Consider the following 24,859-nt stretch of genomic DNA (forward strand, 5'->3'; position numbering starts at 1 on the left):
CATCCGGCGGGAATGTCGTGCGGTGCTTACTCGGCGGCCGCGGCAGCCTCGTCGGCGGCCGGCTCGGTGGCGGCGGTCTCGACCTCGGCAACCTCGGCGACCTCGGTGACGACCGGGGTCTCGTCGGCGGCGGCGCCCTGCTCGAGCAGCTCGCGCTCCCAGTCGGCCAGCGGCTCGGCGTCGGCCGACTCGTCGGTCGGCTGGTGGCGCTGGATGAGGCCCTCGGCCGCGGCGTCGGCGATGATGCGGGTGAGCAGGCCCACCGAGCGGATCGCGTCGTCGTTGCCCGGGATCGGGAACTGGAACTCGTCGGGGTCGGCGTTCGTGTCGAGGATGCCGATCACGGGGATGCCGAGCTTGCGCGCCTCGTCGATGGCGAGGTGCTCGCGCTTGGCGTCGACGACCCAGATGGCCGACGGGGTCTTCTGCAGGTTGCGGATGCCGCCCAGCGACTTGTGCAGCTTGTCGAGCTCGCGCTTCTTGAGCAGCAGCTCCTTCTTCGTGAAGCCGCTCTCGGCGGGGTTCTCGAAGTCGAGCTCCTCGAGCTCCTTCATGCGGGCGAGGCGCTTGCTGACCGTCGAGAAGTTCGTGAGGAGACCACCGAGCCAGCGCTGGTTGACGTACGGCTGGCCGACGCGGGTCGCCTGCTCGGCGATGACCTCCTGGGCCTGCTTCTTGGTGCCGACGAACAGCACGGTGCCGCCGTGGGCGACCGTCTCGCGCACGTACTCGTACGCCTTGTCGATGTACGACAGCGACTGCTGCAGGTCGATGATGTGGATGCCGGAGCGCTCCGTCAGGATGAAGCGCTTGACCTTCGGGTTCCACCGACGGGTCTGGTGTCCGAAGTGCACGCCGCTGTCGAGCAGCTGGCGAATGGTGACGACGGCCATGGCCGTTCTCCTTTGTTCTGGGTTCTTCGCTCGGCCGGTCGGCCGATGCTCCTGGTGCCCGGCACACACCCGCCCGCCGCTTGCGCGGTGAGACCTCGGGGTGTGGATGCCACGTCGATGCATCGGGGATGCGACGCTCTGGGCACGCGTAGTCACCCCGACGAGCGGGGTGCGGGTTCCAGCATATCAGCCGCAAGACCTCCTCCCCCGTCGGCCAATGTCGCAAACTGTCCACAGATGTCGGGTGCGCGCTCCCACGGCCGCGCCCGGCGCGTCACAGTGGAGGGATGCCGCCGATCCTCCGCCTCGTCGCCGCCGCGCTCGTCGCCGCCGTCACCCTGCTGCCCGCGGTGACGGTGCCCGCACGGGCGGCGGCCGCCCCGCCCGTCCTTCTGGAGGTTTCCCGCGGGCCGTCGGTGTCCGCGCCGGCGAGGGCCGCGTGGCGGTGGCCGGTGACGCCGCCACAGATCGTCGCTCCCTATGTGGCGCCGGCGCACGCCTACGGGCCGGGCCACCGGGGCGTGGATCTGGCGGCGCCCGTCGGCACCGAGGTCGCGGCGCCCGCCGACGGCGTCGTCGCCTTCGCCGGCACCGTGGCGGGGCGCGGCGTCGTCACGATCGACCACGGCGACGGCCTCGTCACGACGCTGGAACCGGTCGATTCTCCCCTCGTCGCGGGAACGAGGGTGGCGGCGGGCGACGTCGTGGGCATCGTCGCCGAGGGCGGGCACGCGGCATCCGGAACCGTGCACTTCGGGGTGCGCAGAGACGGCGAGTACATCAACCCGCTGCTGCTGTTCGGCGGTGTCCCGCGGGCGGTCCTGCTGCCGTGCTGCTGACGGGTCAGGCGCGGGGATGGGCGAGGCGATAGGCGGCCGTCAGCTTCTCCGCCGACACGTGGGTGTAGATCTGGGTCGTGCCGAGGCTCGCGTGGCCGAGCATCTCCTGCACCGTCCGCAGATCGGCGCCGCCGTCGAGCAGGTGCGTCGCCGCCGAATGCCGCAGGGCGTGCGGGCCGACCGTCTCGGCGCCGATCGCGGGAGCGACGGCGTGCGAGACGACGTCGTAGGCGGCACGGGTGCCGAGCCGCGCGCCGCGCACGCCGAGAAACAGCGCGGGCGTGCCGGTGCCGCGTGCGACCAGCGCCGGCCGGGCGCGGGCGAGGTACGCGTCCAGTGCCCGCGCCGCCGGTTCGCCGTAGGGGACGATGCGCTCCTTCGCCCCCTTGCCGAGCACGCGAACGGTGCGCCGATGCCGATCGAGGTCAAGGGCGTCGGCGCCGCACAGCTCGGCCACGCGCAACGCCGAGGCGTACAGCAGTTCCAGGATCGCCGCGTCGCGCAGCGCGACGGGGTCGCCGTCTGCGGCGCGCGCGGATGCCGCCTCCAGCACGGCATCCATCGCGACCGTCGTCGCGACCTTCGGCAGCGACCGGCTGCGCTTGGGCGCCACGAGCCGCAGGCTGACGTCGGCGTCGACGAGACCCTGCTCGGTGGCCCAGGCGAAGAACCCGCGTGCCGCGGCGGTGCGCCGCGCGAGGGTCGACCGCGCGTCGCCGCGCGACGTCGCGCGCCACAGCCAGTCGCGCAGGGTCTCCAGGTCGATCTCGCCGAGCTCCCGGTCCCCGGCGGCATCGGCCAGGTCGCGCAGATCGGCACCGTAGCCGCGCACGGTCGCCGGCGAGAGCCGGCGCACGTCGGCGAGATACGTCGCGTACGCCTGGGCGGCGGTGCAGAGCCTCACCCGTCCAGCATGCCCGCGACCGGCGCCATCGGGTCGGCGAACCACCGTGGGCACGCGATACGAAGGGCGGGAGCCCCCCCCGAGACCGAAGTCCTGGTGGGGCGGGTCGCCGCCCTTCGCGTCAAAAGTACCTCAGCCGAGGGAGGCTTTCAACAGGCGGCCGCGATGATCGATGACGATGAGCTCCGTGATCGCCCGCTGCCCGTGGAACCGCCGCAGCGCCTGGTTGAGCGAGACCTCGTCCGGCAGGCCGCAGCGGGCGAGATCGAGGACCATGCGATGGGATTGCCTCCGCGCCTGTTTGAACTGCTCGGCGATCGTGCTTCGTTCCGATGCGCCCCTCGGACTCTTGAACTCCCAGACCTCGCCGTCCACGATCGCGTCGGGGTTCACGGCGCCCGGCGTGTTGTCCACGCGCCGGAAGATCACCGAATGTCCGTGGCGGGCGAGCCGGATGGCGGTCGCCACCTCGTGCGCGCTCGGCGGCTGAGGCATCCCGTCGGGGATCGTCACGGCGCCCGTGCGGCGCTTCGGGTCGGGTGGCCTCGGGACGCCGTCCGCTGCGTGCACGCGCGGGCCCGGCTCAGCGCGGCACGTCGCAGTGGCCCGCCCGGAGCCAGCCGTGACCGCTGCGCACCGCGTCGCCGAGCAGTTCCAGGAGCCCGAGAAGCGCCGCGGCCTCGTCGACGGAGAATCCGCCGCGGCGCGCGATGTCGTCGACCGCTCGCGGGGTGCGGGTGCCGAGGGTGTCGAGGATGCGCATCCGCTCGTCGGTGTACGGCACGTCGTCGGCCGCCCCGGCGCCACCCGTGCCGCCCAGGCCCAGCAACTCCTTCAGGTCGCCGAGCGACGTGACGCACACGGCATCGGGCATCTCGCGCAAGAGCCGGTGGCAGCCCGCCGAGGTCGCGCTGGTGATCGGGCCGGGCACGACCCCCAGCGGCCGACCGAGCTCCGCCGCGTGGTGCGCGGTGTTGAGCGCCCCGCTGCGCCAGCCCGCCTCGACGACCACCGTGGCGTCGGTCAGTGCCGCGACGAGCCTGTTGCGCGCGAGAAACCTCCACTTCGTCGGCGTCGTGCCGCACGCGGGCTCGGCCGCGACGGCGCCGGCACGCGCGACGCGATCGAGCAGATCGACGTGGCCCGCCGGATACGGCCGGTCGACGCCGCCGGCGAGCAGGGCAACCGTCGTGCCGCCCGCCGACATCGCGCCGCGATGCGCGGCCGCGTCGATCCCGTACGCTCCCCCGGACACGACGGAAATGCCGGCGGCCGCGCATTCCGCGGCGAACTCCATCGCGGCGTGGTCGCCGTAGGCACTCGCGGCACGAGCGCCGACGATCGCGATCGCCGGCGGCGCCTGCCGAACCGCACCCAGCGCCGCGAGATCGCCGGTCACCCACAGGCACACGGGAGCGTGCGCACCCAGATCATCGGCCCGTCGCGGCCAGGCGGCATCCTCCGGGGTCACCAGCGCGACCCGTGCACGGCGGGCCGCCGCGAGGCGCGCGTCGATCTCGGAGGCACGCGGCATCCATCGCCGGCGCCCCTCGGCGAGCTTCCCGGGAGTCACGTCGGCGGCGACGGCCTCGGGCTCGTGACCCCGGGCCGAACAGGCGATCTCCAGCGCACGGATGGCTCCGTGCGCGGCGATGAGCCGGCCCGCGACGCCATCGCCCGGCTCGACGAGACACGCCCACACGGCCCGCGCATAGGCCGTCACGACATCGTCGTCATCGGCGGTCTGATCCACCGTTTCGCCGAGTTCTGTGCGGGCGCGGCGCGCCGAGAGATCGATTGCCGTCGTCATCATCCCCGCATCCCCTTCTTCAGGTAGAGCGCCCGGCCGATGTCCGCCACCTCGAGCCGCTCCCGGCCGGCGAGGTCGGCGACCGACCACGCGACTCTCAGCACCCGGTCGTACCCGCGCAGCGTCAACGCGCCGCGCTGCAGCGCCGCATCGAGCGGACGGCGGATCACAGGCTCGGGCGCGAGGGGACCGTCGCGCAGCCACGCGCCCGACACCTCGGCGTTGGTGCGCCACGGCGTCTCGCGCAGGCGCGCGGCCGCCCGTTCGCGCGCCTCGCGTACGCGCTCGCGCGCCATCCGCGTCGTCTGCCGCTCGTCCGCGACGCGGGCACGGGCGACCTGCACGCGCTGCAGCGACAGCTCGATGTCGATGCGGTCCAGCAGCGGCCCGGAGAGCTTGCCGAGATAGCGGCGGATCGCCAGCGACGGACACGTGCACTCGCCGCCCGGCACGCCATAGTTGCCGCACGGACAGGGGTTCGTCGCCATCACGAGCTGGAACCGCGCGGGGAAGGTCGCACGGAACCCCGCGCGGTGGATCTCGACGCTCCCCGTCTCCAGCGGCTGGCGCAGGGCATCCAGCGCATGCGCGCCGAACTCGGCGGCCTCGTCGAGGAACAGCACGCCGCCGCCGGCGCGCGCGATCGCGCCCGGTCGCACCACTCGGCTGCCGCCGCCGACCAGCGCCGCGACGCTGGCGCTGTGGTGCGGCGCCTCGAACGGCGCAGTGCGCGACAGCCCGCCCACCCGCATGCCCGCGAGCGAACGCAGCGACGCCGCCTGGATGGCGGTCTCGTCGTCGAGTTCGGGAAGGATGCCGGGCAGTCTCCGGGCCAGCATCGTCTTTCCGGCCCCGGGAGGCCCGCTCATGAGAAGGTGATGGCCGCCGGCCGCCGCCACGATCAGCGCGTCGACCGCGTCGCTCTGCCCGACGACGTCGGCGAGGTCGAGCCCCTCCGGAACGACGGGCTCCGCCACGGCGGGCAGGGCGACGGGTTCGAGGTCGCCGTCCTCGACGGCGAGCCCGTGCCGCCGGAGCACGTCGCGCAGGCTCACCGCCCCGAACACCTCCACCCCGGCCACGAGCGCCGCCTCCGCCCGGTTGGCGTGGGGGACGACGACGCGGGTCATCCCCGCCCGCGCCGCCGCGGCGACCGCCGGCAGCACGCCGGGCACGGGGCGCAGCCGGCCGTCCAGCCCGAGTTCGCCGATGTGGACCGTCGCGGCGAGGGATGCGGCATCCATGGCGTGCTCGGTCGCGAGTGCGGCGACGGCGATCGCGACGTCGAGCCCGGAGCCCTGCTTGGGGAGGTTCGCCGGCGACAGGTTCACGGTGAGCTTGCGCCGCGACAGCGACAGGCCGCTGTTGCCGCACGCGTTGTGCACGCGCTGGTGCGCCTCGCCGACGGCCTTGTCGCCGAGTCCGATGATGATGAAGGCCGGGGTGTGGTTCGACAGGTCGGCCTCGACCTCGACGAGGTCGCCGTGCAGTCCGCTGAGGACGACGCCCCAGGTGCGCGCCACGCTCATCGCAGGTCCACCAGATGCTCGAGGACGCCGGTGCCCGGATCTTCACCGGTGATGCCGATGACATCGACGCGCGGGCGCGTCCCGCGGGCCGCGTCGGGATGCGCGGCGAGCCACGCGTGCGCCAGCCGCCACAGGCGATCGCGCTTGCGGCGGTCGACCGCCTCGAACGGGTGCCCGAACAGCTCGGAGCGCCGGGTCTTGACCTCGACGAAGACGATCATGCCGGCCCGCACGGCGACGATGTCCACCTCGCCGGTGCGACAGCGCCAGTTGCGCTCCAGCAGCGTGTACCCCTGCCGGGTCAGGTAGCGCGCCGCTCGTTCTTCACCGGCGCGGCCCCGGATGTCCTTGTCTGCCATGCAGGCATGATGGCCCGGCGAGGTACCCCCGTGGGGACCGAAAGGGCCGATCCGTGGACAGTTCGCGAAAGTCGCCGCCTGTGCAGGAGGTTATGAATCCAGCGAAAGCTCTTCGGGCAGGTGGAAGTCGCGGCGCTGCAGCTCTTCGACGTTGACGTCCTTGAAGGTCAGCACGCGCACCGACTTGACGAAGCGATCGGCCCGGTAGATGTCCCACACCCAGACGTCGGTCATCGAGATCTCGAAGTAGAAGTCGTGCTCGGTGTCGCGCCGCACGACGTTGACGTCGTTGGCCAGGTAGAACCGGCGTTCCGTCTCGATGACGTAAGCGAATTGCGAGACGACGTCGCGGTACTCCTTGTACAGCGCCAGTTCGAGTTCGCGGTCGTAGTCGTCAAAGCCCTCGTCGTCCATGATGGCTCAATCCTATGCGGCTCAGAACAGCGTCGGTGCGTCGGCGATGGCCCACGAGGCCCGGTGGTACGGGCTCAGGCCGTGCGCCCTGATGGCGGCGCGGTGCTCCACGCTGGCGTAGCCCTTGTTGCGGTTCCAGAGGTACACGGGATGTTCCTCGTGCAGCCGCGTCATCAGCCCGTCGCGCGCGACCTTGGCCACCACGGATGCCGCCGCGGCCGACGCGCAGTCGCGATCGGCCTTGACGATGGGCTGCACGCGCAATCCTTCGCCGCCGGCCGGCGTGATGTAGTCGTGGTTGCCGTCGAGGATGACGACGGCCTCTTCGGGCACGACGCCGAGAGCGCGCAGTTCGTCGATCGCCCGCAGCGCCGCGAGGCCGAGCGCCCGCACGATGCCGACGGCGTCGACCTCTGCGGCATCCGCCCACCCGACGGCGGACGCTCCCACCCAGCCGGCGGCGCGCTCGGCGACCGCGAGGCGGTGGTGTTCGGCGACGAGCTTCGAGTCGCGCAGACCCTCCGGGATCCGACGCCGCGCGATCCGCGCATCGACCGCGGCCGCCCCGACGGCGACGGGGCCGGCGAGGGCGCCGCGGCCGACCTCGTCACAGGCGATCACCAGCGCGTGTTCGCGCAGCAGCCGCCGTTCCACGGTCAGGCGCGGCACGACGACGGTCACTGGGCGTCGCTGTCCGGCACGCCGTCGAACACCTCGTGATGGCTGTCGAGAAGGCCGAAGCGGGTGAGCGGCCAGGTGATGAGAAACGCCCGGCCGACGACGTTGTCCAGCGGCACGAAGCCGCCGGAGGGCTGGTCCATGTTGTACCGCGAGTCGCGGGAGTGGTCGCGGTTGTCGCCCAGCACCCACAGCGAACCCTCGGGGACGACGACGTCGAAGGCCTTCTCGGTCGGGGCGGTCTGCCCGGCGTCGAGGCTCCAGTACGCGCTCTCGTCGATCGGCGTGCCGTTGACGGTGATCTGCCCGAGCGCGTTGCAGCACACGACGTGATCGCCGCCGACGCCGATGATGCGCTTGATGAGGTGCTCGTCGCTGTCCGACGCGGTGATGCCCACGAGCGACAGCGCCCAGTCGGCCGCCTGCACGAGCACCGACTGGTTCGGCGTGCTCGAGGAGACGGGAAGCCAGCCGCCGGGGTCGCGGAACACCACGATGTCGCCGCGCTCGTACCCCGAGAAGCGGGGCGTGAACTCGTCGACGAGGATGCGGTCGTTCTTCAGCAGCGTCTGCTCCATCGAGCCGGACGGGATGTAGAACGAGCGGATGAGGAACGTCTTGACCACGAGCGAGACGACGATCGCGACGCCCACGATGATGAGCACGTCGCGCACGAGCGGCCACACGCCGCGGCGCCGCGGCGTGTCGGTGGTGAGCCCGGCGGCGGAGTCTTGCGAAGTCATGGGGGTCTTCCTCGGCGGCGTGCGCGACGGCGTGCGCAACCTCTCAAGGGTCGCACATCCGAGCCTGGATGAATGCCGCACCGCACGTGTTTCGCGGGCGCAGAAACGACGGATGCCCCGGACTCGGGGTCCGGGGCATCCGTCGTGAGAAACGCGACGCGTCAGTTGTCGCGCTTCTCCTTGATCTTGGCCTTCTTGCCGCGGAGGTTGCGCAGGTAGTACAGCTTCGCGCGACGCACGTCACCGCGGGTCACGAGCTCGATGTGGTCGATGACGGGGCTGTGCACCGGGAAGGTACGCTCCACGCCCACCTGGAAGCTGATCTTGCGGACGGTGAAGGTCTCGCGCACGCCGTCGCCCGAGCGGCCGATGACGACGCCCTGGAAGACCTGGATGCGGGAGCGGTTGCCTTCGGTGATGTTCACGTGCACCTTGACGGTGTCGCCGGGGCCGAAGGCGGGGATGTCGTCGCGCAGCGAGGCTGCATCGACGGAGTCGAGGATCTGCATGATCGTCACTTCCTGCGACCGCCACAGGTCGATCGCGAGATGAGGTGGGAAAGTGTGCTGTGCCCGCGGCATCCGTCACCGGCGCCGTGCTCCCCTGAGGCAGAGCCTGTTCCGGGCACAAACAACCATTCTGCCATGGATGCCGGTGCCCGCCAAAACGGCTCAGGCGGCGGGCGGGGGCGTGCGCTCGTGAATGACGATGACGTCGTCGGTCGAGCCGCGCGGGGCTCTCGGCGCCGGGGCGGGCACATAGCCGACGCCGTCGGGCGTGCGCAGCACGATCGGCGACGGTTTGGCCTCGCGCCACAGCTGCCACAGCGACGTCCACAGGCCCGTGAACCCGACGAGCACGGTGGCCAGCAGCGTGAGCCACCACCAGCCGTCGCCGAACGTGCCGAGACCGACGATCAGCAGGTGCCACACCCCGATGACCCCGATGTCCATCCACGACACCGTGCCCGACGCGCGCACCGTGCCGCGGGCGCGCACGAGCAGGGTCAGGATCAGCTGCCAGGCGAGCACGATCGGCGCCGAGATGAACACCCACAGCAGCGCCCAGGCGCTCGCGCCGAAGACGATCCAGCCGATCACGAGCCACAAGGGCAGGACGAACGCCGCCGGGATCAGCCACCGGTAGAACGCGCGTCGCAGCCACATGTCTTCGATGCTACGCCCGTCAGCCACAATGGAAGCTGACGAAAGGATCACGATGATCGAGTTGCGCACCCCCGCCGAGATCGAGCAGATGCGCCCCGCCGGGCGGTTCGTGGCCGAGACGCTCGCGACGCTGCGCGCCGAGACCACGGTCGGCACGAACCTGCTCGCGATCGACCGGCGTGCGCACGAGCTGATCCGCAAGGCCGGGGCGCAGTCGTGCTACATCGACTACCACCCGTCGTTCGGCGCGAGCCCGTTCGGCAAGGTGATCTGCACGTCGGTCAACGACGCCGTGCTGCACGGCCTGCCGCACGACTACGCGCTGCGCGACGGCGACCTCGTCTCGCTCGACTTCGCGGTGTCGGTCGACGGCTGGGTGGCCGACTCCGCCGTGTCGTTCGTCGTCGGCACGCCTCGCGACGAGGATCTCGCGCTGATCGACACGACCGAGCGCGCCCTGGATGCCGCCATCGCCGCCGCCGTCGTCGGAGGTCGCATCGGCGACATCTCCGCCGCCGTCGCGCAGGTCGGCCACGGCGACGGATACTCCATCAACACCGACTTCGGCGGGCACGGCGTCGGCCGCGTCATGCACGGCGACCCGCACGTGCCCAACGACGGCAAGCCCGGTCGCGGATACCCGCTGCGCGCGGGGCTCGTGCTCGCCCTGGAGCCGTGGTTCCTGCAGACGACCGACAAGCTGGTGACCGACCCCGACGGCTGGACGTTGCGCAGCGCCGACGGCTCGCGCGGCGCGCACTCCGAGCACACCATCGCCATCACCGACGCGGGCCCCATCATCCTGACGGACCGCAGCGGGCTCGGCGTCGCGTGACCCCGCGCCCGCAGGCCGCCGATTTCCACGGCGCGCGGCCCGTGGTTTTCTGAGGAGATTGCCGAGAATTGAGGAGCGGATGCCGAGGATTGCTCCTCGGCATCCGCCATCTCCTCAGAAACCTGCGCGCGTCAGCAACCCGCTGCCCCGTCGGTCTCGCAGGGCGTCATCTTGCCCCACGGCGTGCCACCGGTCGGCGCCGAGTCGACGACGGCGGTCGTGACGGCCGTCCAAGACCGGATCGTTCCGGCCGGCAAGGCCTCGCCGTACTCGTCGAGGTCACGGATGGTGACCTCGCGCTCGCCGATGAACTCGCCGGTCACGGGATCGATGATGATCTCCATCCGCGTGCCCCACGCCTCCTCCACGCGCCCGATGGCGACACCGGTCCGACCGTCGAGGGTCGCCTGGCCGTCGACGAACTCGACACCGGGGATCATCGCGGCGGCCTGGTACATCGCGGCGCGCAGGTCGGCGGGAACAACGCCCGAGCGCAGCCGGTCTGCCAGGTAGACGAGGGCCTCGGTGTCCGGCGAGGGCCCCATCCCCAGCGTCGCGCGGTAGATGTAGTTCAGCAGCAGGTACGGGTCTCGCGGCAGCGCGTCGAGGCTGTCGTCGCCGACGAGCGAACTCCCGCCGTAGAAGGCTCCGCCCGGCGCGCGCAGCAGGTCGCCCGTCTCGAACGAGCCGGACTCCTTCGCCGCGCGCACCCAGGCGTCGGCCATCTGCTCGGATTCCGCCCCGAAGGTGGCGTAGACAGATTGCGCCCCCCGCACCCACACCCAGTCGGCGGCCGGGTCCGCGGGGCGGTAGAGCGTGTCGTCGACGAGGTACTGGTATGACGCGACGACATCGCCGACTCCGCCGCTGGTCATGTGCACGGCGCGCGTGTTGACGCGCAGGTACTGGCCGTCCGCGAGCACCGGGTCCACGCTCGTGATCGCGGCAGCGCCCGCCTGTTCGAGGGTGGCGGCGGCCGCGGCATCCGCTCCCCCGCGCCAGCCGGCAAGTCCCACGACATCCGTCAGCACGAGCCCCGCCGCGAGCGCCGCGGCACCCACCGTGGTGAGGCCGCCGATCGCGAAGCGCCGCGCGCGGCGGCGCGGCGGGCGCGTGGCGGATGCCGCGGGCAGCGCACCCGCAGCGGCACGCTCCAGCAGCGCCGTCCGGCCGCGGTCCAGTGCCGCCTGCGGCACCGCGGTCTCGCTACGCGCGCTGCGCAGCAGGTTCAGTTCGTCCATGATCCGTCTCCTGTTCGTTCTGGGGCCGCTCTGCCGCGTCGCGCAGCAGGCGGCGTGCCCGGTTCAGACGTGAGCGCACCGTGCCGATCGGCACGTCGAGGGCCGCCGCCACCCCCGCATAATCGAGATCGCCCCAGGCATACAGCAGGAGGGTGTCGCGGTCGGATGCCGACAGTCTCCGCAGCGCCGAAGCCAGACGCCGGGTCAGCCGCGCGGCATCCAACCGCGCACCCGCCTGCTCGATCATGTCGGGCGCGAGGGATGCCGCCATGTCGGCGACCATTCCCTTCCAGGCCCGCGCTTCCAGCCGCGAATGCTTGTGCATCAGGCGGGTGGCGATCCCCAGCAGCCAGGGGCGAGCATTCTCGATCGCGGGGTCGTATGACGCGCGCTTCTCGAACGCAACGAGGAAGGTCTCGGACATGATGTCTTCGGCCCGGTCGTCACCCATCCGCTGCGCGGCGTAGCGAAAGATCGCCGGCGCATGACGGTCGAACAGTGACGCGAACGCGCCCGGCTCGCTGCCGGAGCGTTCGATGATCTCGTTATCTGTGCTCACACTCGTATTGCACGATTCGGGCGAACGAGTTCACGCCGATCCCGCTCAGTCGGGCAGCAGGTCGGGGCGGCGCTCGCGGGTGCGCTGCACCTGCTGGTCGCGGCGCCACTGCGCGACCCTGCCGTGGTGGCCGCTGAGCAGCACCTCGGGAACGTCGTAGCCGCGCCAGGATGCCGGCTTCGTGTACGACGGATATTCCAGCAGCCCGTCCTCGTGGGACTCCTCCACGAGGCTCTCCGGGTTGCCGACGACGCCGGGAACCAGCCGCCCGACGGCCTCGATCATCGCCATCGCGGCGACCTCGCCGCCGTTGAGGACGTAGTCGCCGAGGCTCGCGAGCGTCACCTCGCCGAGCGTCGCGGCGTACGCGAACACCCGCTCGTCGATGCCCTCGTAACGCCCGCAGCCGAACACGACGTGCTGCTCCCCCGCCCAGGCCCGGGCCGTGCCCTGCGTGAACAGGGCGCCCGCGGGCGACGGGAAGACGAACCGCACCGGCCCCGTCGCCTCGGCGGCGATCGCATCCAGTGCCTCGCCCCACGGTTCGGGCGTCATGACCATGCCGGCGCCGCCGCCGTAGGGCGTGTCGTCGACGGTGCGGTGCCGGTCGTGCGTGTGGTCGCGCAGGTCGTGCACGCGCACGTCGAGGATGCCGGCATCGCGCGCCTTGCCCAGCAGCGACACTTCGAGCACGTCGAAGAACGCCGGGAAGATCGTGACGACGTCGATGCGCACGTCAGTCCTCGTCCGGCTCGTCCCCGGGCACGGCGTCGGCGGCATCCGTCCCGTCGTCGTCCGTCGGGTCTTCCTCGTCGCGCGGCAGCTCTTCAAACAGGCCCGCCGGGGGCGTCACGACCACCTTGCCGCCTGCGATGTCGACCTCGGGCACGATCGCCGAGACGAACGGCACGAGGATCTCGCCCTGGGAATCACCGGACGGCCGCACGATCAGCAGATCCTGCGCGGGCAGATGATCGACGCGGATGACCCGCCCGACACTCGCGCCGTCACGGACGACGTCGAGCCCGACGAGCTGATGGTCGTACCAGGCGTCGTCCTCGACGGGCGCCGACTCGTCCTGATCGATCCACAGGATCGCCCGCACGATCGTCTCCGCCGCGCTGCGGTCTTCGACCTCGTCGAAGAAGACGACCGGATGCGTGTTCATCCAGCGGAACTCGCGCACCGTCACGGTCTTGCCGTGCCACGGCGACGACTCGGGCACCTGCAGCGTGAAGACGGCCCCGGGGACGAAGCGCCCGTCCGGGTCGTCGGTGTACAGCTCGAGCTTGAGGGCGCCCTTGAGGCCGTGGGCCTTGACGAGGCGCCCGACGCGCAACTGCGTGCGCGCCGGTCCTGCAGCGGCCACGTTCAGTCGTCCGCGACGTCGACGCGGACGCGCGCACCGTCGGCCAGCGCCGACACGAGGGTGCGCAGCGCCTTGGCCGTGCGCCCGCCGCGCCCGATGACCCGCCCCCGGTCCTCGGGGTGCACGTGCACTTCGAGAACCTCGCCGCGGGACGACGAGGAGGAACGGATGGCGACATCATCCGGGTGATCGACGATCCCCTTGACGATGTGCTCGAGCGCGGCGGCGAGCAACGGACTTACTCGGCGTCGGTCTCGGCCGCAGCCGAAACCTCAGCGTCGGTGGCCTCGGCGTCGGCGACCTCGGCGGCCGGCTCTGCGGCGACGGGCTCTTCGGCCTTCTTCTCCGCCTTCGGCTTGATGACCGACTTCTTGGCGGCGTCGGCCTGGAACTCTTCCTTGGCACCGGCGGTGCGCACGGTCGAGACGGCGTTCGGGTCGCCCTTGAACTTGCCCCAGTCGCCGGTGAGCTTCAGCAGCGCGGCGACCTGCTCGGTCGGCTGCGCGCCGACCGACAGCCAGTACTGCGCGCGGTCGGAGTCGACCTCGATGAACGAGGGCTCCTCGGTCGGGTGGTACTTGCCGATCTCCTCGATCACGCGACCGTCGCGCTTGGTGCGCGAGTCGGCGACGACGATGCGGTAGTAGGGCGCGCGGATCTTGCCGAGGCGCTTGAGACGAATCTTGACAGCCACAATTCTCCTGAATGGTGTGTGAGGTGATGAACGTCGCTCGGGCTGTGGGGTGCACACCCGGCGGAAGCTCTAGGTCGGACCTGCTCACCGGATAGAGGGTCGAGCGAGCGGTCCAGCGTTCCATTTTGCCAGATCGCGACGGATGCCGCGAATCATCGCGGCCGCCGTGTCAGACTGTGCGCATGACGGTGCCGTTCGCGACCTCTGCCCGCTCCACCCTGGGCGTGGAATGGGAGATCATGCTGGCCGACGGTCGCACCGGCGACCTGGTTCCCGGAGCGTCCGCCGTGCTCGACGCGCTGGAGGCGGCATCCGCTCATGAGCGCCATACGATCACCGGCGAACTGCTCACCAACACGATCGAAGTGACCAGCGGCGTCGGCGACACGGTCGCCGAGGTCATGGACGACATCGCCAACGCGATCGCGGCCGTCCGCACCGTCACCAATCCGCTGGACATCGAGCTGCTGTGCGCCGGCAGCCACCCGTTCGCGCAGTGGTACGACCAGCAGGTCACCGACAAGACGAGGTATCACAAGCTCATCGAGCGCACCCAGTGGTGGGGGCGCAACATGATGATCTGGGGCATCCACGTGCATGTCGGCGTGGAGGACGTGCGCAAGGTCTTCCCGCTCATCGGCGCCCTGTCGCTGTATCTGCCGCACCTGCAGGCGCTGTCGGCATCCAGCCCGTTCTGGGCGGGCGAGCGCACCGGCTATGCGTCGAACCGCGCGCTCGTCTTCCAGCAGCTGCCCACGGCGGGGCTGCCCTGGCCGCTGACCGACTGGTCGCAGTACGAGTCGTACCTCGACGACATGGTCCGCACCGGAGTCATGGCCGACGCGACCGAGGTGCGCTGGGACATCCGCCCCGCACCGCACTGGGGCACCATCGAGGTGCGCGCCTGCGACGGCATGTCGACGCTGCCCGAGCTCGCCGCCGTCGCCGCGCTCGTGCAGGTGCTCGTCGAGCACTATTCGCGGGAACTGGATGCCGGTCGCCGCCTGCCGACCCTGCAGCCCTGGTTCACCCGTGAGAACAAGTGGCGCGCGGCGCGCTACGGCCTCGACGCCGAGGTGATCGTCGACAGCGACGGCACGCAGCGGGGCGTCGCCGACCACCTGCGCGAGCTGATGGAGTCGCTCGCGCCGATCGCCGAGGAGCTGCGCTGCGCCCGCGAGTTCGCCGGCATCGGGGCGATCCTCGAGCAGGGGACGAGTTCGACCCGTCAGGTGCTCGTCGCCGAAGCCGCCGGCGGCGACCTCCGCGAAGTCGTGCAGCACCTCATCCGCGAGTTCCGCGCCGGCCCCACCCTGCGCGACCACCTCGCCTCACTCGGCCACTGACGGCGCCCGTCCGGCCCTCCCGGTCGGTGAGCGCAGGCCCAGGGGCCGGCCCCGGTCGTTGCGCGAGGCCCGTCAGGGCCGAGACGAAACGCCCGACCCCGCGTCAGCCGCGACCGAACAGCTTCTGGATCTCGGCGAGGTCCGACTCGGTCGGCTGAGCGGCGCTGCCCCCGCCGAGCCCGAAGCCCGACCCGGTCGGCGTGCTCGGCGCCGCTGCCGCGAGCCCCGCGTTCTCGGCCGCGCGCTTGGCCGGGTTGCCCGACCGCGATCCGCCGCTCGACTTCTTCTTGTTGCCGCGCTTGCTCGACGCGCCGGGCCGGCCGACCGGACCCATCCCGGGGATGTTCGGCACTCCCCCACGGGCGACGGTCTTCATCATCTTCGCGGCCTGGTCGAAGCGCTGCACAAGCTGGTTCACGTCGGTGACGGTCATGCCCGACCCGCGCGCGATGCGCAGGCGCCGCGAGCCGTTGAGCACCTTCGGGTTGCGCCGCTCCCCCGGGGTCATCGAGCGGATGATCGCCTCGGTGCGGTCGATCTCGCGGTCGTCGAAGTTCTCCAGCTGCTGCTTCATCTGGCCCATGCCCGGCAGCATGCCGAGCATCTTCTTCATCGAGCCCATCTTCTTCATCTGCTGCAGCTGGTCGAGGAAGTCCTCGAGCGTGAACTGCTCGTTGGCGATCTTCTCCGCGACCTTGCGCGCCTCTTCCTCGTCGAAGGCCTGCTGGGCCTGTTCGATGAGGGTGAGGATGTCGCCGAGGTCGAGGATGCGGCTCGCCATGCGGTCGGGGTGGAACGCCTCGAGGTCGTCGAGACCTTCGCCGGTGGACGCGAAGATGATGGGCCGGCCGGTCACGCTGGCGACCGACAGCGCCGCACCGCCGCGGGCGTCGCCGTCGAGCTTCGAGAGCACGACGCCGGTGAAGTCGACGCCGTCCTGGAAGGCCTTGGCTGTGGCTACGGCATCCTGACCGATCATCGCGTCGATGACGAACAGCACCTCGTCGGGGTCGACGGCCCGGCGGATGTCGGAGGCCTGCTTCATCAGCTCGGCGTCGACGCCCAGCCGGCCCGCGGTGTCGATGATGACGATGTCGTGCTGCTGGCGGCGGGCGGTCTCGACGCCGTCGCGCGCGACCCGCACCGGATCGCCGATGCCGCCTCCCGGCTCGGGCGCGTAGATCGCGGCGCCCGCCTGCTGCGCCACGACCTGCAGCTGGTTGACGGCGTTCGGGCGCTGCAGGTCGGCGGCGACCAGCAGCGGGGTGTGGCCGTCCTTCTCGAGCTGCTTGGCGAGCTTGCCGGCGAACGTCGTCTTGCCCGAGCCCTGCAGGCCCGCGAGCATGATCACGGTCGGCGGGTTCTTCGCGAACTGCAGGCGACGCTGCTGGCCGCCGAGGATGGCGATGAGCTCTTCGTTGACGATCTGCACGACCTGCTGAGCGGGGTTCAGCGCTTTGTTGACCTCGTCGCCGAGCGCACGCTCACGCACCTTCGCGGTGAAGTCCTTGACCACGACGAGCGCCACGTCGGCATCCAGCAGCGCGCGCCGGATCTCGCGGACGGTGCCGTCGACGTCGGCGGGCGTGAGCTTGCCCTTGGTGCGGAGGTTGCGGAAGGTCTCGGTGAGCCGGTCGGAGAGGGTGCCGAAAGTCGCCATGATGTCTTGAGTTTACGCGAGCCGCGCAACAAGGCTGGCGTGGCTCAGCGTGCTGCCTCGACGCCGAGCATGGCGCGCAGGTCGCCCTTCGCCTTGGCGTAACGACCGCGAGCCGTCGATGCCGGGATGCCGAGGACTTCCGCAGCATCGACGATCGTCAGCCGTTCCCAGTGCACCAGCCGGATGAGTTCGGCGTCGTCGGGGTCGAGGCGGGCGATGGCGTCACGTACCTCGATCCCGTCGTCTCTGGAGCGGAGCGGTCCAGCAGATCATCCAGGGTGTCGGGGGTCATGGCTCCTCCATCGTGAGGTGTTCTTACCCCGTACCTGTCCGGCCGGACGCGTTTCGTCCACTCGCGCTGCAGAAACCTGCTCGCGCTGCGGAAACTTCAGCAGCGCGTGCAGGAAATGACAGCGCGAGGTTCACGCGAGGGCGGCGGATGCCTCATCGAACGCGTCGAGGAGGCTTGTGCGCGCGGAGCCCGAGCGTGCCCAGGCCCACACCGCGGCGAAGACGGTCGCCGCGGCGCCGGCGGCGCGCACCTCGGCGGCAAGCCGCGACGCGCCGCCGGCGATCAGGCGCTCGGCGATCGCCCGCGCCAACCGGGCCTGGCGCAGCGCGCGCTCGTCCTCCAACTGCGCCGCGATGCCCATCACGTCGGAGTTCGTGACCGCGAGCGCGAGGCTGTCGGGCGCGAACCCCGTGACGAGCGCGCGCAGCGCGGCGGCGGGCTCTGTGCCGGCGGCCAGCGCCGACACGGCGGCATCCGCCCGCTCGTCGAAGCCGCCCCACAGCACCGCGGCCTTCGAGTCGAAGTAGTTGAAGAAGCTCGACCGGCTTACGCCCGCGCGCCTCGCGATGGCGGCGGCCGAGGTGTGCTCGTAGCCCCGTTCCAGGAACAGTTCGCAGGCCGCCTCGGCGATCGTGTCGCGCGAGGTCGACTTGGGGCGTCCGCTGGTCACCCTCGAAGCGTAGCCCGGCGTGCGAAAAGCAGGCCGAATCGCGCCTCCTCGCCCGCGAAGGGGCCACCGGCTGCTGATCCAGCCTGCTTTTCGGACACCCGCGCGACCGCAGCCGAACGATCATTCCGGTGAGAGCTATTGTTGGACGCAGTTCACTAAGCGAAGGAGCCTCATGCTCGACGTGCACACCGTGGGCCTTGCCCCCGGCTACGTTCCCTATCTCGACGGCTGGGAGCTGCAGCGCGTCATCCACGCCGACGTCGTCGCCGGCGATCGGCCGGACACGCTGCTGCTGCTGGAGCACGAGCCGGTCTTCACCGCCGGTGCGCGCACCGCGCGCCACGAGCGACCGACAGACGGCACGCCCGTCGTCGACGTCGACCGGGGCGGCAAGATCACCTGGCACGGGCCGGGGCAGCTCGTCGGCTACCCCATCGTGCGTCTGGCCGAACCCGTCGACGTCGTCGCGCACGTGCGCCGACTGGAGGCGGTTCTCATCGAGGTGCTCCAGAGCCTCGGCGTCGACGGCTACCGCGTCGAGGGCCGAAGCGGCGTCTGGGTGCGCCGGCCGCTGTCCGAAGACAAGATCGCCGCGATCGGCGTGCGCGTCCAGCGCGGCGTCACGATGCACGGGTTCGCCCTGAACTGCGACAACACGCTGCTGCCGTTCGCGCAGATCGTCCCGTGCGGGATCTCGGATGCCGGCGTCACGACCCTCAGCGAAGTGCTCGGCCGCGACATCTCCCCCGCCGACGTCCTGCCCGCCGTCGCCGATGCGTGCGCGGCATCCTTCGCCGCGGCGGAGGTCGCCGCATGAGGGGGTGCGGAGCACCCGCGAACGACAGCACCGTCGTGTGCGGCTCCGGCGACGCGCCGGCATCCGTCGCCAGCGCTCCCGAGGGGCGAAAGCTCCTCCGCCTGGAGGTGCGCAACGCGCAGACGCCCATCGAACGCAAGCCGGAGTGGATCCGCACCACGGCGAAGATGGGGCCGCAATACCAGGCGCTGCAATCGCTCGTGAAGGGCGAGCAGCTGCACACCGTGTGCCAGGAGGCCGGATGCCCCAACATCTACGAGTGCTGGGAAGACCGCGAGGCCACCTTCCTCATCGGCGGCTCGCAGTGCACGCGGCGGTGCGACTTCTGCCAGATCGACACCGGCAAGCCCGCCGACTACGACACCGACGAGCCGCGGCGGGTCGCCTCCAGCGTGCGCCGGATGCAGCTGCGATACGCGACGGTGACCTGCGTCGCGCGCGACGACCTGCCCGACGGGGGCGCGTGGCTGAACGCCGAGACGATCCGGCAGATCCACGCCGTCAACCCGGAGACCGGCGTCGAACTGCTCGCCACCGACTTCAACGGCGACCCCGCGCTGCTGAACGAGGTGTTCGACGCGCGCCCCGAGGTGTTCGCGCACAACGTGGAAACCGTGCCGCGCATCTTCAAGCGCATCCGGCCCGCGTTCCGCTACGAGCGCTCGCTCGACGTGCTCACGCAGGCGCGGAGGGCGGGACTGATCACGAAGTCGAACCTCATCCTCGGCATGGGCGAGGAGCCGGAGGAGGTCGTCCAAGCGCTGCGCGACCTGCACGACGCGGGCACCGACATCGTCACGATCACGCAGTACCTGCGGCCGTCGCCCCGGCACCTGCCGGTGGCGCGCTGGGTGAAGCCCGCCGAGTTCGTGGAGTTCAAGGACGAGGCCGAGCGCATCGGCTTCCTCGGCGTGCTGGCCGGCCCGCTCGTGCGCTCGTCGTACCGCGCGGGGCGCCTGTGGGCGCAGTCGATGACCGCGAAGGGGCGCGCGATCCCCGCCCACCTCGCGCACATCGCCGCGGAGGTCCACCCCGAGCGCGGTTTCGCCCAGGCGGTCTGAGCCGGCATCCGGCCCGCGACGGATCAGTCGGCGCTGGTGACCGACTGCACCGTGCCGTCGCTGGCGAGGTTGACGAGCAGGACGTCGTCGGTGGCATCGGGGTCGAGCGCGTACTCGAGCACGGCGAACGGATCGGTGCCGCCGAGCTCGTCGGCGAGGATCGTCATGCTCATCAGCTGCAGCGATCGGATGATGTCGATGTGCACGTCGCCCGAGACGTCGACCAGTACGTCCTCCAGCTCGTCGCCGAGGCTCTCCTGCTGCTGCAGCAGGTATTCGGTGACCTCGCTCGTACGATCGTCGAGCTCGGAGACCATCGCGTTGCGCGATGCGAGGTCGATCTCCTCCAGCGACGAGATCAGCGCCGCGGCGACGTCGAGCGCGGCCTGCGAGACGTCGTTCTGATCGGGCGCGGTCAGATCCACGGTGACCCGCTGATCGGCGAAGTCGACGACCTCGCTCCAGAAGATCGACCCGTCGGGCCCGGACTCCAAAAGCCCGAAGTAGTCGTGCTCGATCGCCATGGCCCTATGCAACCATCCCGCGCGCCCGCGCGCGACCCCACCGGCGCGTGTCGCGTGGCCTGATCAGTCCACCAGCGCCGCGGCGAACACGTGCGGCGTGAATCCGGTGAGGTCGCCGATGCCCTCGCCCTGCCCGAGCAGCTTCACCGGGATGCCGGTGCGCTCCTGCACGGCGAGCACGAATCCGCCCTTCGCCGAGCCGTCGAGCTTCGTCAGCACGAGGCCGGTGACGCCGGCGTGCTCCAGGAACGCCTCCGCCTGCATGACGCCGTTCTGCCCGGTCGTCGCGTCGAGCACGAGCAGCACCTCGCTGATCGGCGCCTGCTTCTCGATGACGCGGCGGATCTTCGTGAGCTCGTCCATGAGCCCGCCCTTCGTGTGCAGGCGCCCCGCGGTATCGACGAGCACGATCTCGACGCCGTGCTGCTTCGCGTAGTCGATCGTCTGGTACGCGACGGATGCCGGATCCTGCCCCTCGTGCTGCGGCCGGACGATCGTCGCCCCGCCGCGCTCTGCCCACGTCGCGAGCTGGTCGACGGCGGCGGCGCGGAACGTGTCGGCGGCGCCGACGACGACCGAGCGCCCGTAACGCTGCAGGAACTTCGCGAACTTGCCGATCGTCGTCGTCTTGCCGACGCCGTTGACTCCGACGACAAGCACGACGGCGGGGCGTTCGGTGAGAGTCAGGGTCGTGTCGAAGCGCGCGAAGTGCTCTTCGAGCGTCTCCTTGAGCATCCGCTGCAGGTCGCGCGGATCGGTCGTGCGGAAGCGCTCGACCTTCTCGCGCAGTTCGTCGACGAGACGTTCGGTGATGTCCGGCCCGAAGTCGGCGGTCAGCAGCGCCGTTTCGAGGTCGTCCCACGTCGTCTCGTCGATCGTGGGCCGCACGAACATGCCGCGCAGCGCGCGACCGAGCGACCAGGGGTTCTCCGCCATGCGTCCAGCCTAGGCTGTTGCTTCGCGCACGCGCTGGCCGACGACGGCCGAGACGCCGTCTTGGCGCATCGAGACGCCGTACAGGGCGTCGGCGATCTCCATCGTCCGCTTCTGGTGGGTGATGACGATGAGCTGACTGGAGGCGCGCAACTGCTCGAACACCCCCAGCAGGCGCCCGAGGTTGGCGTCGTCGAGGGCCGCTTCGACCTCGTCGAGGATGTAGAACGGGCTCGGCCGCGCCTTGAAGATCGCCGTCAGCAGCGCCACGGCCGCGAGCGACCGCTCACCGCCCGACAGCAGCGACAGCCGTTCGATCTTCTTGCCCACCGGCCGCACCGACACCTCGATGCCCGTCGTCAGCGGATTGTCGGGATCGGTCAGCGAGATGCTGCCGGAACCGCCCGGGAACAGGATGGGGAACACCTCGCCGAACGCGACCTTGGTGTCTTCGAAGGCGTCGAGGAAGATCGCCTGCATCCGCTCGTCGAGCTCTTCGATGATGGTCTGCAGATCCTTCCGGGTCTGCACGAGGTCGGCAAGCTGCTCGGTGAGGAAGGCGTGGCGCTGTTCCAGCGCGGCGTACTCCTCCAGCGCGAGCGGGTTCACGCGGCCGAGCAGCCCGAGCTTGCGCTCGGCGTCGTGCAGCCGCCGTCGCTGCGCCGCGCGATCGAACTCCGACGACTCTCCCTCGCCGCCATCGGCGGGAACGGGCTGATCGGGCCCATATTCCGAAACGAGAATATTCTCGTCGAGGCTGAGCTCCGAGGCGACGCGTTCGAGCAGGCTCGTCACGTGCAGGCGCTTCTCGTGCATCTGCAGTTCGAGGCCGTGGACGCTCTCGGTGAGGCCGGCCAGGCGCTCGCGCACGCCGGCCTCCTCCGTCCGCAGCGTGCTCAGCTCGGCCGTTAGCGCCGTGCGGGCCTGCTCGGCCAGCTGCAGCTCGACGCGCGCCTGCGTCACCGAACGGTCGACCGAGTCGAGCACCGGCGGCAGGGTGGTCGCGACCTCGGCGGCGAGCTCCCGTTGCGCCGTGCGGATCACGGCACGCCGGGCCGCCTCGGCGGCGGCCACGCGTTCCCGCTCGCGCTGCCGGACCAGCTGGTCCACGCGCGCCTCGCCCGCGCGCACCCGCTCCTTCAGGGTCTCGACGTCGAGCCGTGCGCGCATCTCACTGTCGCGCTCGGTCTCCAGCGCCTCCAGCAGCCCGTCGCGCGCAGAGGCGTCGAGGATCGGCCGGGGAGCCTCCGCGGCCGACTGCAGCGCGGCATCCGCGGCGTGCGCGGCCTTCTCGGCGTCGGCGACGGCGGCCTGCGCCTGCCGCAGCCCGCTCTCCAGGCGCTCGCACTCGGCGATCGCCGCCTCGTGCCGCACCGTCGCGCGGTTGACCTGCTCGGTGTGCGCCGCGAGCGCGGCATCGTGCTCGCGCAGGCCCTGCAGCGTCTGCCGCGTGCGCTGGCGGGCCTCGTCCCACGCGTGCTGCGCGTCGCTCAGGGCCTCGCGCAGCGAGTCGGCGACGACGGTGATCTCGCCCAGCCGCTCACGGGCAGCGTCGCGTTCGGCGGCCAGCTCCAGCCGCGAGCGTCCGCCGCCGGAACCGGCGCGCACGGTGTGCTCGGTGACGACCTCTCCGGCCCGCGTCACGATCGTGACCGGGCCGCCCGGCTCACGCTGCGCGAGCGCGCGGCCCGCGTCGTGGGCGGACTCCAGGTCATCGACGATGCCGACGAACGCGAGGATGCCGACAACGCCCTCCGGCGCCGTCACCACGTCGCGCGCCGCGGTGACACCCGCCACGCCGGACAGCTCGGGGCCCATCGCGCCGGCGCCTGCGATCGCGATGTCGACCCGGCCGAGATCGGCGTCGCGCGCCGTGCGGGCCGCCTCCAGCGCGGCGGCGACGTCGTCGACGAGCACGCCCTCCGCCAGCGCCCCGAGTGCGGCGGCGATGGCCGCCTCGTATCCGGGCGTGACCTTCACGGCGTCGCCGACGAGGCCGCGGATGCCGCGGCCACCGCGCTCGATCAGCGCCGCCGCGGCGTTGCGCACGTCCAGCGCCCGTCCGAGCGCCGCCGACTGCGCCGTGAGCGACTCGACCTCGCGCTCGGTCGCGTGCAGGCGCTCGCGCAGAGCGGCCACCGACTGCTCGGCCTCGGTGGCGTCGCGCTGCGCCCGCTCGTAGCGGGCGGCGTGCTCCGCCGACGACCCCTCCGGCACGAGATCGGGGTCGACGCCCTCGAGGGCTTTCTCGGCCTCGACGCGGCGCGCGAGGGCGGCATCCAGCGCACGCTGCTGGCGTTCGACGGCGGTGCGCACGGCATCCAGTCGCGACGCCGCGGCCTCGGCCGTTCCGCGCAGCGCGGTCAGGCGCATGTCGTGCTCGGACACCAGCGCGCTCTGGGCGGCGATGTCGGCGTCGAGGGCGTCGAGCTCGGCGCGGGCGCGGATGACGCCCCGCGCGGCCGCGGCCGCGGCATCCTGCGCACCGCCCAGCCCGGCCGCGATCTCGTCGATCTCCGCCCGCGCCTCGTCGATCGTCGCCTGGCTCACAGTGGCGACCTCGATCGCGAGCGTGCCGTCGTCTTCGAGCAGCGCGAGACGCTGCCCGGCGAGCGTGTACAGCCCGCGCAGCCGCTCCTGCACGCGCTCCAGCGCGAACGCCGTGCTGCGCGCGGCGTCCACGGCCTCGGAGCGCTGCTGGCCCTCCAGCGCGTCGATGCGCAGCTTCAGTTGCTCGGACTGGTCCTGCAGGACGAGGCGCTCGGCGTGGCGCTCGTGCTCGTTGCGGGCGTGGTCGGCGAGCTGAGTGCGCAGCCCGACGAGCTCGTCGGCGAACAGCCGCGCCTTGGCATCGCGGACGACCGCCGCGATCGTGGCGGCCTCGCGCGCGACCTCGGCCTGCTTGCCGAGGGGCTTGAGCTGGCGCCGCAGCTCTCCGGCGAGGTCGCTGAGGCGCGTGAGGTTGGCCTCCATCGCCTCGAGCTTGCGCAGGGTCTTCTCCTTGCGGCGGCGGTGCTTGAGAATCCCGGCCGCCTCCTCGATGAATCCGCGCCGGTCTTCGGGGCTCGCCTGCAGCACGCTGTCCAGGCGCCCCTGCCCCACGATGACGTGCATCTCACGGCCCAGCCCCGAGTCGCTGAGCAGTTCCTGCACGTCGAGCAGACGACAGTTCTCGCCGTTGATGGCGTATTCGCTGGTGCCGTTGCGAAACAGCGTGCGGCTGATCGTGACCTCGCTGTATTCGATCGGCAGCGCCCCGTCGGCGTTGTCGATCGTCAGCTGCACCTCGGCGCGACCGAGCGGACCACGGGTGGAGGTTCCGGCGAAGATGACGTCTTCCATCTTTCCGCCGCGGAGCGTCTTGGCCCCCTGCTCGCCCATGACCCACGCGAGCGCGTCGACGACGTTCGACTTGCCCGAGCCGTTCGGGCCGACGATGCACGTGACGCCGGGTTCGAGCGCGAACGTGGTCGGCTGTGCGAACGACTTGAAGCCCTTGAGCGTCAGGCTCTTCAGGTGCATT

At 71.3% G+C, this 24,859-nt stretch carries 27 protein-coding genes and 1 pseudogene; 5 read left to right on the forward strand and 23 right to left on the reverse strand.

The window, feature by feature from the left end; all coding sequences use genetic code 11:
* Window positions 1–26 precede the first annotated feature (26 nt).
* The gene (rpsB, locus tag QM720_RS13155) at window positions 27–893 is read right to left on the reverse strand and encodes a 30S ribosomal protein S2 (protein ID WP_415127226.1); all 867 of its coding nucleotides are present in this window, start codon (window positions 891–893) and stop codon (window positions 27–29) included.
* A 287-nt stretch (window positions 894–1,180) separates the two neighbouring features.
* On the opposite strand from rpsB, the gene QM720_RS13160 reads away from it, so the two are divergent.
* On the forward strand, window positions 1,181–1,732 hold the full coding sequence (locus tag QM720_RS13160) for a murein hydrolase activator EnvC family protein (protein ID WP_415127228.1): 552 nt from the start codon (window positions 1,181–1,183) through the stop codon (window positions 1,730–1,732).
* A gap of 4 nt (window positions 1,733–1,736) precedes the next feature.
* Here the strand turns inward: QM720_RS13160 and QM720_RS13165 are convergent, their stop codons facing one another.
* The 10 genes from QM720_RS13165 to QM720_RS13210 all read right to left on the reverse strand — a co-directional run bounded on the left by QM720_RS13165 (window position 1,737) and on the right by QM720_RS13210 (window position 9,335).
* Window positions 1,737–2,636, reverse strand: coding sequence for a tyrosine recombinase XerC (locus QM720_RS13165; RefSeq protein ID WP_415127230.1), 900 nt, complete (start codon window positions 2,634–2,636; stop codon window positions 1,737–1,739).
* A 132-nt stretch (window positions 2,637–2,768) separates the two neighbouring features.
* Window positions 2,769–3,149 carry a hypothetical protein gene (locus QM720_RS13170; protein ID WP_415127232.1) on the reverse strand — a complete coding sequence of 127 codons (381 nt, stop codon included), beginning with the start codon at window positions 3,147–3,149 and terminating at the stop codon, window positions 2,769–2,771.
* 70 nt (window positions 3,150–3,219) lie between these two features.
* Window positions 3,220–4,449, reverse strand: a complete 1,230-nt coding sequence (gene dprA, locus QM720_RS13175) for a DNA-processing protein DprA (RefSeq protein WP_415127234.1) — start codon at window positions 4,447–4,449, stop codon at window positions 3,220–3,222.
* A complete protein-coding gene (locus QM720_RS13180; protein ID WP_415127236.1) occupies window positions 4,446–5,975 on the reverse strand; it encodes a YifB family Mg chelatase-like AAA ATPase in 1,530 nt (509 codons plus the stop codon). Before QM720_RS13180 ends, dprA begins: the two co-directional genes overlap by 4 nt.
* Window positions 5,972–6,334, reverse strand: a complete 363-nt coding sequence (locus QM720_RS13185; protein WP_415127238.1) for a YraN family protein — start codon at window positions 6,332–6,334, stop codon at window positions 5,972–5,974. Before QM720_RS13185 ends, QM720_RS13180 begins: the two co-directional genes overlap by 4 nt.
* Window positions 6,335–6,424: 90 nt before the next feature.
* Window positions 6,425–6,748, reverse strand: a complete 324-nt coding sequence (locus QM720_RS13190; RefSeq protein WP_415127240.1) for a DUF2469 family protein — start codon at window positions 6,746–6,748, stop codon at window positions 6,425–6,427.
* A 21-nt stretch (window positions 6,749–6,769) separates the two neighbouring features.
* Window positions 6,770–7,429, reverse strand: a complete 660-nt coding sequence (locus tag QM720_RS13195; protein ID WP_415127242.1) for a ribonuclease HII — start codon at window positions 7,427–7,429, stop codon at window positions 6,770–6,772.
* A complete protein-coding gene (gene lepB, locus QM720_RS13200) occupies window positions 7,426–8,169 on the reverse strand; it encodes a signal peptidase I (protein WP_415127244.1) in 744 nt (247 codons plus the stop codon). Before lepB ends, QM720_RS13195 begins: the two co-directional genes overlap by 4 nt.
* Before the next feature lie 161 nt (window positions 8,170–8,330).
* The gene (gene rplS / locus QM720_RS13205; RefSeq protein WP_415127246.1) at window positions 8,331–8,678 is read right to left on the reverse strand and encodes a 50S ribosomal protein L19; all 348 of its coding nucleotides are present in this window, start codon (window positions 8,676–8,678) and stop codon (window positions 8,331–8,333) included.
* 162 nt (window positions 8,679–8,840) lie between these two features.
* The gene (locus QM720_RS13210) at window positions 8,841–9,335 is read right to left on the reverse strand and encodes an MFS transporter permease (RefSeq protein WP_415127248.1); all 495 of its coding nucleotides are present in this window, start codon (window positions 9,333–9,335) and stop codon (window positions 8,841–8,843) included.
* A gap of 52 nt (window positions 9,336–9,387) precedes the next feature.
* Here QM720_RS13210 and map point away from each other — a divergent pair, with 52 nt between their 5' ends.
* Entirely contained in the window at window positions 9,388–10,170 is a 783-nt protein-coding gene (gene map, locus QM720_RS13215) for a type I methionyl aminopeptidase (protein WP_415127250.1), read from the forward strand.
* Window positions 10,171–10,301: 131 nt separating this feature from the next.
* Here the strand turns inward: map and QM720_RS13220 are convergent, their stop codons facing one another.
* The 6 genes from QM720_RS13220 to rpsP are packed head-to-tail and all read right to left on the reverse strand — an operon-like array spanning window position 10,302 to window position 14,033.
* Entirely contained in the window at window positions 10,302–11,411 is a 1,110-nt protein-coding gene (locus tag QM720_RS13220) for a CU044_5270 family protein (protein WP_415127252.1), read from the reverse strand.
* On the reverse strand, window positions 11,377–11,970 hold the full coding sequence (locus QM720_RS13225) for an RNA polymerase sigma factor (RefSeq protein WP_415127254.1): 594 nt from the start codon (window positions 11,968–11,970) through the stop codon (window positions 11,377–11,379). The genes QM720_RS13220 and QM720_RS13225 overlap by 35 nt, the downstream gene beginning before the upstream one ends.
* 45 nt (window positions 11,971–12,015) lie before the next feature.
* Complete coding sequence (gene trmD, locus QM720_RS13230) at window positions 12,016–12,705, reverse strand: tRNA (guanosine(37)-N1)-methyltransferase TrmD (RefSeq protein ID WP_415127256.1); 690 nt, start codon at window positions 12,703–12,705, stop codon at window positions 12,016–12,018.
* Between the two features lies 1 nt (window position 12,706).
* Complete coding sequence (gene rimM / locus QM720_RS13235; protein ID WP_415127258.1) at window positions 12,707–13,339, reverse strand: ribosome maturation factor RimM; 633 nt, start codon at window positions 13,337–13,339, stop codon at window positions 12,707–12,709.
* Window positions 13,340–13,341: 2 nt separating this feature from the next.
* Window positions 13,342–13,572, reverse strand: a complete 231-nt coding sequence (locus tag QM720_RS13240) for an RNA-binding protein (RefSeq protein ID WP_415127260.1) — start codon at window positions 13,570–13,572, stop codon at window positions 13,342–13,344.
* Window positions 13,573–13,577: 5 nt separating this feature from the next.
* Window positions 13,578–14,033 (reverse strand): 30S ribosomal protein S16, encoded by a 456-nt coding sequence (gene rpsP, locus QM720_RS13245; RefSeq protein WP_415127262.1) that lies wholly within the window; start codon window positions 14,031–14,033, stop codon window positions 13,578–13,580.
* 182 nt (window positions 14,034–14,215) lie between these two features.
* Between rpsP and QM720_RS13250 the strand changes: the two genes are divergently transcribed.
* Window positions 14,216–15,379 carry a glutamate--cysteine ligase gene (locus QM720_RS13250; RefSeq protein WP_415127264.1) on the forward strand — a complete coding sequence of 388 codons (1,164 nt, stop codon included), beginning with the start codon at window positions 14,216–14,218 and terminating at the stop codon, window positions 15,377–15,379.
* 103 nt (window positions 15,380–15,482) lie between these two features.
* On the opposite strand, the gene ffh is transcribed toward QM720_RS13250, so the two are convergent.
* The 3 genes from ffh to QM720_RS13265 all read right to left on the reverse strand — a co-directional run bounded on the left by ffh (window position 15,483) and on the right by QM720_RS13265 (window position 18,001).
* On the reverse strand, window positions 15,483–17,039 hold the full coding sequence (gene ffh / locus QM720_RS13255) for a signal recognition particle protein (protein ID WP_415127266.1): 1,557 nt from the start codon (window positions 17,037–17,039) through the stop codon (window positions 15,483–15,485).
* Window positions 17,040–17,083: 44 nt separating this feature from the next.
* A complete protein-coding gene (locus QM720_RS13260; protein WP_415127944.1) occupies window positions 17,084–17,275 on the reverse strand; it encodes an RNA polymerase sigma factor in 192 nt (63 codons plus the stop codon).
* 186 nt (window positions 17,276–17,461) lie between these two features.
* Entirely contained in the window at window positions 17,462–18,001 is a 540-nt protein-coding gene (locus QM720_RS13265; protein ID WP_415127268.1) for a TetR/AcrR family transcriptional regulator, read from the reverse strand.
* 169 nt (window positions 18,002–18,170) lie between these two features.
* Here QM720_RS13265 and lipB point away from each other — a divergent pair.
* Window positions 18,171–18,818, forward strand: a pseudogene (lipB, locus tag QM720_RS13270) (lipoyl(octanoyl) transferase LipB); the annotation flags it as partial.
* Window positions 18,815–19,879 carry a lipoyl synthase gene (gene lipA / locus QM720_RS13275; RefSeq protein WP_415127270.1) on the forward strand — a complete coding sequence of 355 codons (1,065 nt, stop codon included), beginning with the start codon at window positions 18,815–18,817 and terminating at the stop codon, window positions 19,877–19,879. The pseudogene lipB and the gene lipA, both read left to right, overlap by 4 nt.
* Before the next feature lie 23 nt (window positions 19,880–19,902).
* Here the strand turns inward: lipA and QM720_RS13280 are convergent, their stop codons facing one another.
* From QM720_RS13280 to smc, 3 genes are all read right to left on the reverse strand, one after another.
* Window positions 19,903–20,403, reverse strand: coding sequence for a DUF2004 domain-containing protein (locus tag QM720_RS13280; RefSeq protein WP_415127272.1), 501 nt, complete (start codon window positions 20,401–20,403; stop codon window positions 19,903–19,905).
* A gap of 63 nt (window positions 20,404–20,466) precedes the next feature.
* Window positions 20,467–21,339 carry a signal recognition particle-docking protein FtsY gene (gene ftsY, locus QM720_RS13285; RefSeq protein WP_415127274.1) on the reverse strand — a complete coding sequence of 291 codons (873 nt, stop codon included), beginning with the start codon at window positions 21,337–21,339 and terminating at the stop codon, window positions 20,467–20,469.
* A gap of 9 nt (window positions 21,340–21,348) precedes the next feature.
* Entirely contained in the window at window positions 21,349–24,858 is a 3,510-nt protein-coding gene (gene smc, locus QM720_RS13290; RefSeq protein ID WP_415127276.1) for a chromosome segregation protein SMC, read from the reverse strand.
* Window position 24,859: the final 1 nt, after the last annotated feature.

The sequence above is a fragment of the Microbacterium sp. genome (assembly GCF_047602155.1).
Classification (GTDB): domain Bacteria; phylum Actinomycetota; class Actinomycetes; order Actinomycetales; family Microbacteriaceae; genus Microbacterium.